The following is a 13,244-nucleotide window of genomic DNA, read 5'->3' as shown; positions in this document are numbered from 1 at the left end:
CTTGCGGGTAAGATGTCGTGTCATGGAGTGTTCCTGTGAGGAATGGAATCCCGTAACTTTTTTTTGGGTTTGTTATCTTAAATTATAGGTGATTCGGGACGGCAGGGCAATGAAGGAGAGACGTGGAGTTTAAGAAGAATACATGAGCGTCAATTAAACTTAATATCAAGAATTTTAAAAAAATAACATTTGTTAAAACACAGTAAAAAAGTCCTAAATCTTAATGCACCACAAATTGAATCAAAAGTCTTCCTACAAAAGGGGTGCAGAGTTCTGTTATTTCGTCAAAAACAGCTATAAACTATTGGCCCGCGCATGACGATAAATTATAGTACACATGTCTTACCGAATTCATAGTGAATTCTTGTACGTGATAAAGTATAATAAAATTATTGAATATGGGACTTTTGGTACGTGACCAATAACCCAGTGTAAGGGGGACATTAGACAGTGAAAGCGGAAGTAATTAATCCTTTCCTGGAATCCGCACGCAACGTATTCGAACAGCTCATCCAGGTTTCGCCTTCCACGGGGAGTCTTGGCGTGAAGAACGTAGAGTACATAGCAGACCATGTTTGGATCGTGATCGGAATGACCGGCCAGCTGAGCGGAAACATTGTTTTCGGAATTCAGGAACAAGTTGCACTGCGAATTGTCTCCGCCATGATGGGCGGTTTTGTAATTACCGAAATGGATGAAATGAGTAAAAGCGCCATCTCGGAACTGGGCAACATGATTAGCGGCAATGCGAGCACGATCCTGTCCAACCAGGGTGTCGTGGTGGACATCACGCCTCCGCAAGTGTTGAAGTCCGAACATTTGACTGAATTTAATGCAACGAAGGCATTGAGCATTCCACTGCTGATGGACGGCATTGGCGAGATGGATATTCAGGTCATGATCTCGTAGAATAGAACCATAGCCTGAACAGGCAAATGTGTTCATTACGGGAGGACTTCGGGTATGCTGAAAGATCAGGTTGTATTCATCACAGGTGCGTCGAGCGGAATTGGTGCGCTCTGTGCACAGATGTTGATTGAAGAAGGAGCTATTCCCATTCTTGCTGCCCGATCTCGGGACAAGCTTGAACAGATTGGTGCTTCATTAAAAGGGCCGCATGAGCTGCTTACGCTGGATGTAACCAATGATGAGCAAGTACAGACAGCGTTTAACATGATGCTAGAGAAGTATGGACGAATCGATATTTTGCTGAACAATGCAGGTTACGGAAAGTTTGCCGCAATGACGGAAATGACGGTGCAGGAATTCGAAGATATGATGGACGTCAATTACATGGGAATTGTTCGCTGTACGAAGGCAGTGCTGCCGCACATGCTGGAGCGTGGCAAGGGACAGATCGTGAATGTGGCCTCCATGGCTGGCAAAATTGGAACTGCAAAATCGGCATCCTATACAGCAACCAAACATGCCGTACTTGGATTCAGCAATGCTTTGCGTCAGGAGCTGCGTAAGACCGGAGTGACGGTTACGACCATTAATCCGGGTCCCATTGATACGCCGTTTTTTCATCGTGCAGATCCATCCGGTAATTACGTTAACAACGTGCGCTGGATGATGCTCAAACCGGAAGAGGTTGCAGGGCATATGATCCGGGCGATGAAGAAACGCAAGGAAGAAGTGAATCTGCCAAGACTCGCTTCGGCTGGCATATGGCTGTATCAGCTGTTTCCACGACTCGCTGACCGGCTGTCGCATGGGGTCATGAACCAGAAGTAGAAATGCAGCAACCTGAGCATCATATAGGGAATAAGAGAAAAGCTCCGCCGAGGGGCTTTTCTTTTTTTGCGCCCAAGCGGAGTGTTACCGAATAAGATTTGGTCCACAGCCTTTTTTCGCATATAATGAAAGATAATGTGATGACAGGCTTATGCTCCAGAAGTACAAGCAGGAAGTAGCATCGTAAGAATAAATTTAAAGGATGGACATACATGACGAATGAAACATTTGCTTCAATAGGCGTGGCACAGGATCTGGAGACGATACTCGCTTCGCACGGGATTAACGAACCTTCTCCGGTACAGGCCCAGACCATACCCGTTATTTTGGAAGGCCGCGATGTGGTTGCGAAATCCCAGACGGGTACAGGCAAAACGCTTGCTTATCTTCTGCCATTGCTGCAATCCATCAAAAGTGATGTCAAAGGTACACAAAAGCTTATTATAGCCCCTACCCAAGAACTGGCAATGCAGATCGTGCGCGAAGCACAGCGATATGGAGAGGGACGCAGCATCGGCGTACTTGGCCTCATTGGGGGCGCTGCTGTCAAACGCCAGATCGAGAAATTGCGTGAGCATCCCGAACTGGTTGTAGGCACGCCGGGACGACTGAAAGAACTGATCACGCTGAAAAAGCTGAAAATGCATAACGTTTCCACGATTGTCATTGATGAGGCTGATCAGGTATTCCAGCTGGGTGGCGTGAGTGATGTGGAGTTTGTGCTTCGCAGTGCACTGCGGGACCGTCAGCTGATTTTCCTGTCTGCGACCATTGATGAGCACACTGCTGGACTTGCCAAGCGTGAGATGAAGGAACCTGTCCAGATCGGAATTGAACCGGACCGGGCAACTGCTGCGGGACTGGAGCATTATTATTTTGTGGAAGAGACCCGTAACAAAATCGATATGCTGCGTCGTCTGGTTAGGCAGTATAACCCTGATCGTGCCATTGTGTTTGTGAACGCTACAGAAGACATCGGCGAGGTAGAGGCCAAAATGAATCATCTGGGACTTTCCGCAGCCGCATTGTATGGTGATGCGGACAAGGTCACCCGGAGCAACGTCCTTTCTGCGTTTCGCAATGGGAAAATCAAACTGCTGATTGCCAGCGAAGTCGCGGCCAGAGGGTTGGATATTGAAGGTTTGCCAATGGTCATCAACTATGACCCTGCTTTTGACTCGGAGCACTATGTTCACCGTGCGGGACGCACGGGACGAATGGGACGCAGCGGAATTGTGCTGTCCATCGTGGATGAAACGCAAATCTTCATCATGCGCAAATTTGCGCGTGAACTTGGCATTGAATTGCCAGAACGCGTTCTGTTTGGCGGCAAAGTACTTGAAGCTGATCCACGTCCCGATACCCGGCCTGAAGGTCATTCTTTCTCGAGAAAACCGGGACCGTCCCGAGACCGCAAGACAGGCCAGGCAGGCCGTAACGGCGGAGCAAGAGCTGCTGTGTCGAATCAGCGTACAGCAGACAGCAAGCCTGCTCGTAATGCTGGAAGAACAGAACGGGATCAGGATCGTAAAAATAGGGGTGCACCCAAATGGAGCAAGGGAAACACACCGCGTTCCGAAGAATAAAACCTGACGAAAGAGGTGCAGGGATTGATGGATAACGGACAAACGCCCGTACTTAAAATCAGCGGGTTAAGCGGGGGATACAGTGCCAAACGGCCGGTTCTCCACGGTATCGATCTCGAAGTTGGACGCGGAGAGATGGTCGGACTGATCGGATTAAACGGTGCCGGAAAAAGTACCACAATGAAACATATTTTAGGCTTGATGACTCCCCAGCAAGGGGAGGTTCGAGTCATGGGCAAGAAGCGGGACGAGGACGCGCAGATCTATCAATCGGCGATGGCATTTGTACCGGAGTCACCTGAATTGTATGACGAGATGACTGTAATGGAGCATCTGGAGTTCACAGCCAGGGCATATGGCGTATCCGAAGCGGATTTCAAACACCGTACGGAGAAATTGCTGGACCTGTTCCGCATGCGGGAGAAAAGCACAAGCCTGTCGACCCATCTGTCCAAAGGAATGCGGCAGAAGGTGATGATCATGTGTGCTTTTGTTGCAGGGCCCCCGCTCTACATTATTGATGAACCGTTCCTCGGGCTCGACCCGCTCGGAATTCGTTCTTTGCTGGATTTCATGTTGGAAATGAAGGCATCCGGATCATCCATTTTGTTGAGTTCGCACATTCTGTCCACGATTGAAAACTACTGCGATCGCTTTGTTGTATTGCATCGGGGCCAGGTTATCGCTCATGGAACATTGAATGAGCTGCGCACCCAGTTCGGAGATTCGGATGCGGCGCTGGAGCACATGTTCTATTCTCTTGTGCAGGGCAGGGATTAGGCATGGATCTCAAGCTGTTATGGAAGCAAAGACGCACGGGATTCTGGAACGGAATTCTTCCTTATCTGGGCTATGTCATACAGAGTGGCGTGGCCATGGTCTTTCTCTTTCTTGTCATTGCATTCTCTGCCTGGTATACCTCGTTTGTACAAAACATTCCTGCTGGATTTCCAATTCGCTGGATTGCATTGCTGCTGCTGGCACCGCTAGTCCTGTTCAGCAGTTATCGTACATATCTGCATCCTGCCGATATCGTATTTCTGAGACCTCAGGAGTACCGGATGCAGGAGTACCTGAAGAATAGTTTTGCCCGGGGAATCATCTACAAAAGTCTGGGCATGCTGCTCGTATTTGTTACGCTGTGGCCTCTCTATGTTCGGGCAGACCAGGATGCAAGACCATTTGGTTGGTTTATCGTGCTATTGCTCCTCTGGAAGGGACTGGCGAGCTACGGCGCCTGGCAGGAGCTGCGGATGGTTCAGGCCGGGGCGGCCAGAGGCTATCGTTTACTGCGCTGGGCACTGTCTATACTTGCGATTACCGCATGGTTGTGGCAGCCTCCGCTGCGTAGTGTCTGGTTCCTGTTGCTGCTGGCGGTCCTCTATGTGGTCGCACTGCGTATCCCGGTGAAGCACCGGATTGCATGGGAACGTCTGATTCAGGTGGAGCAGGGCCAGGCTGGCCGGGTCATGCGGACCCTAGGCTGGTTCGTGGATGTACCATCATCCGGCCAGAAAGTAAGTGCTCGCCGCTGGCTCAGTAAATGGGGAAGCAGACTACCCTGGAATGCAGGGAAAGCCTATCGCTATCTCATTACCAAAACATTCATTCGAACCGAAGTGTTCACCATTGTATTGCGATTGATCGTACTGGGCATGCTGCTCAGCTGGTGGACAGCGGGAAGTTACTTTGGCGTAGGTGTATATCTGTTCTTCCTTCTGCTGGTTGGTGTTCAGCTTGGCGCATTACGCCGCAGTCATGGTGAATCCTTCTGGATCATGATCTATCCCATCTCTGCAGAGAGCCGCCGTTCCCAGGTGCTCGGATTCATCTTCAATCTGCATGCTATTGCTGCTCTATTGATGTGGCTTCCGATGTGGGCTGCCGGAATGAGTGGATTGAGTGTTACGGGAATAGCGCTGGTGCTCGGCGCGCTGGTGATCTACCTCATGAGGCGTTCGCAGGGCAACAAATGGTTGAAGGAAGAAGAAGACGAATGAAACTTGACCTTATTGATGCAGACCTGGACTGGTGAAGGTAAACTACAGCAACGAGGGTACTGTTGATATAAACAAACAATATCGAAAAAAAGACGGTTATGTTGAGGCTGAGTCCCCAAATAACCGTCTTTTTTTGTTGCGGTCAGATCACGTGGCGCTGCCGCTTGACCAGAGCGATTGAACTAGCAGAGGAACGATTTCGTGATGATAACGAGCAGGATGAACAGAACAAGAATCGCACCTGTATTTGTAAATCCTCCGAAACCGCCGCATCCATAACCGTATCCATAACCGCCTCTTGTTTCTTCAACTCCAGACATGGGTCATTCCCCTTTCGAGTGGTGTTTGGCACGCCCTTGCGTACACCGTATACTATGTGCCTTGGGTTTATGCTGATTGGGCCACTGCCCGGAATCATTTAGAAATAAATATTTCAGGTGAAGCACAGCTTCTGCTGATGAAAATAAAACATGCCAAACAGCCCTCTATGGGACGATAGTGTACACGTCACCGTATAGAGGGCTGTTTATATTGCAGGACATGCCCAGAAGCCTGGGAACGTCCTGAGTTATTCATCTTTACAAGAGCGAAGCCGCTGTTTGGAATCAGTTGTTCTTCAGATCCGTAATTCCACGGTAGATGGTATCAAACAGATCTTCCAATCCTGACTCTTCAATACAGGAGAAGGCGATGCGCAGATCAGCCTCACCCAATGCAATGGTACCTACACCGTACTTGTGCAGCAAGTGGGAACGAAGTGTTTCTGCATCAACGTCTTTTAGCTTCAGACACATGAAGTAACCGGAGTTGAATGGATAGTAATCCCAGACCTCACCGTATTTGCCGCTATCAAGAATGGCTTTCACCTTGTTCGCACGGCCTTTCATGATCTCAAACTTCTCCTGTTTCTGGGCTTCAAACTCCGGTGCTTTTAGAGCATTCAGGACAAATGTCTGTGATGGATGCGGACCACTGGAGATGGTTGCCCGGATAATGCCAAGCGTTTTTTGTTCCAGCGCATGCAGAACCGCAGCATTTTCATGTGCATAAGTGATGAAACCAACGCGGAAGCCCCATACGAACTCTTCCTTCGTTGCACCATCCACTTTGACAGTGAGCACGCGTGGATGAATGTTAGCCAATTTGCCAAACAACGATTCGTGAATGGAATCCTCGAAGAACAGACCAAAGTAAGCATCGTCTGTCACGGCAATCACATCTACGCCTGCTTCCGCAGCCTGACGGATCGTGTCCACAATCGCATCGGCTTCTTGGCCGCCAGGTGTGTAGCCTGTTGGATTGTTCGGGAAGTTGAGCAGCACGATGGCTTTGCCTTTGCCCTTCTGTGCAAGCAGTGCTTCAAGCAGTCCCTGACTATTAAAGTTCAGTTGCTCATCGAACAGGGGATAATGAACCAGCTGGCCATGACGACGAATTCCGAAAGTCAGCTCGTAATTTTCCCAGTTTTTATCCGGATATATAACAGCGTCCCCTTCTTCAACGAAGAGATCGGCTACAATACTAAGTCCATGAGTCAATGCATTGGTAACAATAGGGTTGCCAAACGTTTTGCCTTCTAGTGAAGGGGTCTCCTTCAGCATCTTGTCTCTCCATACCGTCCGCAGTTCAGGCTTACCCGCAGGCGGAGCGTAAGGATAGAGGTCCTTCGGTTGGAATGCAGACAGCTTCTCCTGAATAACAGGAAGATGCATCGGCACACCGCCCTCCAGAGCAATACCAATCGTAGCATTATAGGTCTTGGCCAGGCTTGCTGCTTCAGCAGACTGACTCAGGATACCTTCTTTTGGGAAATAGATCTCTTTGCCGAGCTGCGACAGCATGGAGTAGACGTGACTGCTGCCTGCCTGAATACTTTCGTTCAACTGTTCAGCCAGTGGATTCATTCTTTTCATCCTTCCAAGTCTTTGGGATTCAACTGCCTAACATTATATCACCTTGACATCCCCCCGTCACGGAAATTACGCAATATGACAGTTATATCACTTCACCGCGTTGTTGCAGGAGGTCAAAAGAAAGGATTTAGGCACGTTGCTCCCTAGGGTGTGGCAGGGAAATACCGGTTTATTGCTGATGAAAAGGACAATATTTCCGCATCATTTCGGCTGTTTCGGCATCTCTTCCTTCATTGCGCTGTTCCAGCTGCCCGCTAATATGCTCGAATCGCTCGGTGGAGAGATTCTGACCAAATTTGAATTTGGCACTGAGGTGTTCCGGTACAATCCGAACGACAGCAACAGCTTTGAGGTTCCCCTTATACCTGGAATCGGCAGCATCAATGGGAACATATCCCCCCTGTGGCTGAAGCTTCTCCATGAAGCGCTGCAGCACCTTGCCCTTGATTTCCAAATCCTGAACAGGCTCTGCCTGACCGGATGCCATGACACTTTTGAAAAAGGAGGTTGCGGGACAAGCCAGTTCGGGATCACTGAAATAGGAGGGGATCAGGGAAAACTCTTCAGCCACCGTAAAGCTGACCGAGGAATCATGCTTAATCTGTTTCATTTTCTCCCCGGCAAGACTGCCATGGAAGTAGAAGCATCCGTCCATATAGACGAAATTGAGTGGTGTAACCCGTGGTTGTCCATCCGGACTGACAGTTCCCAGAAATCCGAAGGAGCACTGATCCAGAAATGCAGTAATTTCTTTCTCTTCATCCACTGTAAATTCTTTGCGTCTCATATGGTTTTCCCCCTTGGTTGTGATTCATCTGAACTTGAATGGCAATTGAAATGTTGCTCTAACGATAAAACATGCATTGACATAAAAATAGATCCAATTTACATTCATTTTTATAGGCCAATTACTGAGGTGAAAGATGGAGAATATAATGAACTTGGAGTAAGAGGCACCGCCATATGGTTTGAAAATATGAAAGAGAGGGGAGCGAGAGTCATGGAACTGTGGCTGCCCTTGGATTCCTATGAGCATCAGCATCGTTATAAATACACGGCACTGTATCATGCCTTGCGCGACGCCATTCATGCGGGAACACTCGCGGAAGGGGCACGTCTTCCTTCTACGCGAGAACTCGCGAGCCAGTATGACATGTCACGCGGTTCTGTGGCACAGGTATACGACATGCTGCTCGCGGATGGTTACGTAGAGGCACATCGGGGCAGAGGTACGTTCGTTAAAGGCACATTTAGGACAGAGGCCCAAGGGGAACAGGAAGCAGTCATTCAGCTCTCCCCATGGGGAGAACGCGTAAGCAGACTGGATACCCAAAAAGGAACGGAATCTGTCTCTGTTCAGGATCGGCATATCATCGATTTTCATGTCCATCGCATGCCGGCAGGCCACTTCCCCACATCGGAATGGAAAAGCGCACTCGCCGCCGTACACCGAAGCGATTGGCGGGAGCAAAGCGGTGCAGCAGGAGACCCTGAACTGCGTGAGGCCATCGCTTCACATCTGAGATGGACACGGGGGATTCAGGCGGATGCATCCCAGATTGTACTGTTCAGTGGTTCGATGCAAGGTATTACATTGCTGGCACAACTGCTGATCCCGGAAGGGGCGCAGGTCATATTGGAAAATCCGGGGTACCAGGGAATCGCACATGCGGTGAACGCGTGTGGGGGCAGAGCTGTACCGACAGCTGTTGATTCGCAGGGCATCATCCCTGAAGATTGGAACGCCCAGACGCTGTTCGTTACCCCAACCCGGCAGTTCCCGACTGGGGCGGTGTTAGGACTGGATAGACGCAAAACGCTGCTAGCCTGGGCCTCGAGGCGCAACGCCGTCATCATTGAAGATGACTACGACAGTGAATTTCGCTGGGGAGGCAGACCGATTGAACCGCTTAAAGTATTGGACCGCGAGCAGCGGGTGATCTATGTCGGATCATTCTCACAGACAATGATTGCTTCCTTCCGGCTGGGCTATGCGGTCCTGCCTTCAAGTCTGGTGCAGCCACTCCTTGCAGCGAAAGCCCTATATGAGCCTGTACCCCCTGCGTTATTGGAACAGCGAGCCTTGGCCAAATTCATGAGCAGGGGCGGATATCTGCGGCATTTGAGACGGTTAACCCGGCTATACGGGGAACGGCATGCTTTTTTTGTCCAGGAGATGGTACATCAGTTACCAGAGGCTTTCACCATGCAGCCAGGAGATGCAGGACTTCACATCTACGCGACCTGGAATGGCAGTCCGGACAGCTTTCTGAAATTCAAAACGATAGCGAAGGAAGAAGGCGTGATATTTCGGGATGCCGAGCGTTATCAACTGATCCCCGGTCCTCCTGCTGTTTGTTTTGGCTTTGCGCATCTGGAGAAAGAGGAGATCACGGAAGGCATCAGAAGACTGCGGCTGGCATGGGAGAAGAGTACATTTTCGTTTCACTGAAATTCGCTGTATAATGGATGAAGACATTTCGCTCCGGGAGGAGCAGAAATCACATACAAGCACTTTGCATCAGATTCCAGGAAGCGTACTGAGTTTAGGGACAGGCTGAACCGAAAGGATTGTGTTCTAATTCTAAGGCATGATAACCGTAAGCGAACTATAAGCGATTGGAATTCAATGATGATGCAACATGCGGAGAGATTAACTTTCAAGGGGGAGTGGCGACATGCTGCAGGCATCGCCGTCATCTTTTGTTATTTTGCCCGCCGTCGCCAAAATTGTCTGCGAACCGGGATGGAAGTGGCAGAAGCGGGAAAAACCGATGCAGAACTATGACTTATTTTATGTATGGAGTGGGGAAGGGACCGTTGTGCTAAATGACCGGTCGTATGAGGTCGGCAAAGGCAGCTGTTTCCTATTTAGACCAGGCGATCATCCTACTGCAACACATAATAAGCAAAAACCGTTGGTACTTACGTATATTCATTTTGATGTAGATATACCTGTGAATGATGTGCCTCAGTCTTATCGTGAGGTACAGGAAACCGTGGAATTCGAGCATTTGCTGGCCCGGTATGTAAGACTGTTCTTATCCGATGTATATGGGCGGGACGAGGAGAGTCGGCTTATTTTGAAACAGCTGATGATTCATTTGCTGCGTGCGGATACGGAATCACCTGTGGAGAAAAGGGTCAGCAACCAATTGTCGGATGTCATTCAGGAAGTGGCAAATTATGTACGCCAGCATCCGGGAATTACCCACCGGGTGGAGGATCTGGCTGCACGTGCGGGCTTGTCGCCCCGATACTTCTCCATCAAATTCAAGGAATTAATTGGCTCTTCTGTTCAGTCGTATATCATTCGCATGCGCATTGAGCGCGCAGAACATTTGCTGGTGCATACGGGCATGAATGTAACCGAGGTCGCAGATGCCCTCGGGTATCGGGATATCTTTTTCTTCAGTCGTCAGTTCAAGCAATACACCGGCAAAAGTCCTTCCGAGATTCGTTAGGTACGATGCATGAGATCAGGGTAACGTTTCAAGTCTGGAGGCCAGGGGTAAGTAAGTAGCATTCCAGACGAAACGAAAGGGGGAACTTGTGATGAACGGAAAACGGCGGATCCGCAACCGGGGATGCTCTATGAAGGGATGCACTATTTTCCGGAACCGTCTGCGTCGCTTCAAACCGGCGGAGGAACTGCAAGACGTGTGGTTTTGAAGAAGAGTCAGAGGGCCTATACATACGGAGCGATGTTTCGTATTGAATGTATATAAGGAATCTCCAGTGACTACCGTGGAACAATCATATTTCAATCCTAAAGAGGATGGCGCAAGCACCTGCAATCAGGTCTTGCGCCATCCTCTTTATTTGGTCCTGGAGTATTCAGCGATTTGGCTTCAGGCGGCCAAGCAGTGTACCCATTTTGACGGAATCACCCGGCTGGAGACTGGGCTCAGGTTCAAATGTGCCGCTCTGCGTCAGCAGTACCACAGTGGAACCGAATTCAAAATAAGCCAGGTCATCCCCTTGTGCCCAAGTACTTGCAGACGTATCCGCGTACTGAATGCTGCTTACGTTCATGGCGCCGACTTTGACGACAGCGACTTCTCCATAAGCGTGACCGATATACGTAATCAGACGTTCGTTTCGACTTAGCACCGACTTCATATGAGTCAGACCAAAATCATTTACAGGGTAAACCTTCCCCTTGATATGCTCACTTTCGATTCTGTGCCCGCTAACGGGTGCATGAATCCGGTGGTAGTCACGAGGGCTGAGGTACAGGACGAATGCATAACCGTGCTTGTACTTCTCCAGATGTGGTGAGTGGTTTAATAATTCAGCAAGTGTATAATTTTGTCCCTTAACATTCAGGAGTGTACCTGCAGATACCGGCCCTGCTGCCGTGATTTTGGCATCGACGGGGCTGATGAGTGCATGTTCCGAAAGATCCAGCGGGCGCATGCCCGGCTTTAATTTGCGGGTGAAGAAATCATTCAGTGAACGATATTCCTTCCAGTCTTTCTCGGCTTCCTGAACAGGGATGTTGTAGGTCCGGACAAAATAAGGGATAAATGCCTTGCTTCCCCTGCTCTTGGAGAAGGCTCCCACGGTCCGGGAGATCCACTTGCGAGAAGAAAGCTCGGTCATTAACCGCAACAGCGTTTTTGCCATGAATATCCCCCTTAGGGTTAGTGCGAACTTCAAGGCCGGCAGGACCGGCCGTTCTGCATAATATTGACACAGAATGCCAGCGAAATCAATATGGGTACTTACGGTAGGTTTGCGGTTGACGCGGAATCTGCGAGTTTTGCTCCATCAGCAGACGTCCATATGCCATGGGCTCACGGTAGCTGGCCTTCCAGTGTTCGGGCATTCCCGCCTTGCGAAAACCGTAGCGCTGGTCCCGTCCATTACATTCGATGAAGTAAATCTGTCCGTTTCTGGCAATCCCCAGATCAAGGCCCAAGTCGGCCAGATGCGGCAGGCTGGAAGCCAGTGTGCGTGCAATTCGGAGTCCAACTGAACTGATCCGGGCTTCGAGCTCTGGAATGCTGATTCCCAGTTCTCCTTCACTCATTGCTTCTGCCAGGGTCATCACCTTACCCCCTTGAGCAATATTGGTGACAAAGGTGTGGGTTGGTGCTGCCTTGGCGAACATGCCCGTAATGCCCCATAGACCGTCAATCCCCCGCTGTACAGATACACGCAGATCTACGGGTCTTCCTTCGTAACGAACCAGTGGAATCCGTTCCTCAATGAGATATGCATGGCGAAAAATTCGTCTTAAGGTGGCGGAGGGCAGTTGTCCCCTGCTGAGCCGGAAGGTTGCCCAGCCTTTACGGGAAGCCCTGGTCTGGCACGTCAATTTCCAGTCCCCGTCTCGTTTATACAAACGCATGATACCGTGTCCGATACTGCCGCTGCACGGTTTGATGATCAGATCATTATAATGTTCCATCATATAAGCCAGAGACTCTGGCGTAGCTTTGGCAGCATAAGGGAGATGTTTCTTCAGTGCAGGATCCTGGTGCAGCATGTCATGAATATGATCCTTGCGATACCGATTCCGAACGTTAAATACCTGTATGCCCTGCAGCAGCAGCCTGGTCACCTCATGCTGATCTGCCCGGCGAAGCTGGAGAGCCCGATTATGGATAACGGCAGGCAGAGGCATTTTTTGACGAACGTAAACGCCATCCTTTTTGACATATGCCAGACACGTCTTCGTCTCCGAATCCACATCTTCAAGCCGCAAAAAGCAAGGCGTTAATCCATAACAGGCCGCTGCCTGCTCATAATTCGCGAGCGATTCCTGACCGGTCCTTCCGGCCGGTATCCCCCGGTACATGCGTGAATCGAACATGATGCCGATCGTTTCTGGGGGCATGACCGTTCCTCCTTCAATATTATCGCGACATGGATCGTCCATATATGGGATGCCGGTCTGTCAACGCATGATGGGACATCACAATCACGCAGACCGGAATGATGATGCACCTTCATGCACCGGCGTGTTATTAATAGCTCCACACATCCAATTGTGAACCCAG

General features: G+C 49.8%; 12 protein-coding genes. 7 read left to right on the top strand and 5 right to left on the bottom strand.

Features of this window, described 5'->3' with window-relative positions:
* The first annotated feature begins 450 nt into the window (after positions 1–450).
* From AC3WQ3_RS08830 to AC3WQ3_RS08810, 5 genes are all read left to right on the top strand, one after another.
* Complete coding sequence (locus AC3WQ3_RS08830; RefSeq protein ID WP_095292039.1) at positions 451–909, top strand: chemotaxis protein CheX; 459 nt, start codon at positions 451–453, stop codon at positions 907–909.
* A 54-nt stretch (positions 910–963) separates the two neighbouring features.
* Positions 964–1,737, top strand: coding sequence for an SDR family NAD(P)-dependent oxidoreductase (locus tag AC3WQ3_RS08825; RefSeq protein WP_095361304.1), 774 nt, complete (start codon positions 964–966; stop codon positions 1,735–1,737).
* A 212-nt stretch (positions 1,738–1,949) separates the two neighbouring features.
* On the top strand, positions 1,950–3,323 hold the full coding sequence (locus AC3WQ3_RS08820) for a DEAD/DEAH box helicase (RefSeq protein ID WP_492472007.1): 1,374 nt from the start codon (positions 1,950–1,952) through the stop codon (positions 3,321–3,323).
* Between the two features lie 27 nt (positions 3,324–3,350).
* Entirely contained in the window at positions 3,351–4,103 is a 753-nt protein-coding gene (locus AC3WQ3_RS08815; protein WP_095292035.1) for an ABC transporter ATP-binding protein, read from the top strand.
* 2 nt (positions 4,104–4,105) lie between these two features.
* Entirely contained in the window at positions 4,106–5,323 is a 1,218-nt protein-coding gene (locus tag AC3WQ3_RS08810; protein ID WP_492472006.1) for an ABC transporter permease, read from the top strand.
* Positions 5,324–5,505: 182 nt separating this feature from the next.
* Here the strand turns inward: AC3WQ3_RS08810 and AC3WQ3_RS08805 are convergent, their stop codons facing one another.
* From AC3WQ3_RS08805 to AC3WQ3_RS08795, 3 genes are all read right to left on the bottom strand, one after another.
* Positions 5,506–5,643, bottom strand: a complete 138-nt coding sequence (locus tag AC3WQ3_RS08805; RefSeq protein WP_164764282.1) for a hypothetical protein — start codon at positions 5,641–5,643, stop codon at positions 5,506–5,508.
* A 285-nt stretch (positions 5,644–5,928) separates the two neighbouring features.
* The gene (locus tag AC3WQ3_RS08800) at positions 5,929–7,227 is read right to left on the bottom strand and encodes an aminotransferase class I/II-fold pyridoxal phosphate-dependent enzyme (RefSeq protein WP_492472061.1); all 1,299 of its coding nucleotides are present in this window, start codon (positions 7,225–7,227) and stop codon (positions 5,929–5,931) included.
* Positions 7,228–7,405: 178 nt separating this feature from the next.
* Positions 7,406–8,023: a pyridoxamine 5'-phosphate oxidase family protein gene (locus AC3WQ3_RS08795; RefSeq protein ID WP_492472005.1), complete on the bottom strand. Its 618-nt coding sequence runs from the start codon at positions 8,021–8,023 to the stop codon at positions 7,406–7,408.
* A gap of 213 nt (positions 8,024–8,236) precedes the next feature.
* Here AC3WQ3_RS08795 and pdxR point away from each other — a divergent pair, with 213 nt between their 5' ends.
* Both pdxR and AC3WQ3_RS08785 read left to right on the top strand, forming a co-directional pair.
* A complete protein-coding gene (pdxR, locus tag AC3WQ3_RS08790) occupies positions 8,237–9,688 on the top strand; it encodes a MocR-like pyridoxine biosynthesis transcription factor PdxR (RefSeq protein ID WP_492472004.1) in 1,452 nt (483 codons plus the stop codon).
* Between the two features lie 226 nt (positions 9,689–9,914).
* Positions 9,915–10,700 (top strand): helix-turn-helix domain-containing protein, encoded by a 786-nt coding sequence (locus tag AC3WQ3_RS08785; RefSeq protein WP_095292024.1) that lies wholly within the window; start codon positions 9,915–9,917, stop codon positions 10,698–10,700.
* Positions 10,701–11,073: 373 nt separating this feature from the next.
* Here AC3WQ3_RS08785 and asd read toward each other — a convergent pair whose 3' ends face one another.
* On the bottom strand, positions 11,074–11,865 hold the full coding sequence (gene asd, locus AC3WQ3_RS08780) for an archaetidylserine decarboxylase (protein WP_492472003.1): 792 nt from the start codon (positions 11,863–11,865) through the stop codon (positions 11,074–11,076).
* A gap of 85 nt (positions 11,866–11,950) precedes the next feature.
* Positions 11,951–13,081 (bottom strand): YheC/YheD family endospore coat-associated protein, encoded by a 1,131-nt coding sequence (locus AC3WQ3_RS08775; protein ID WP_492472002.1) that lies wholly within the window; start codon positions 13,079–13,081, stop codon positions 11,951–11,953.
* Positions 13,082–13,244: the final 163 nt, after the last annotated feature.

It is taken from the genome of Paenibacillus sp. FW104-T2 (assembly GCF_058789975.1).
This window is presented reverse-complemented; position numbering and strand designations above follow the sequence as displayed.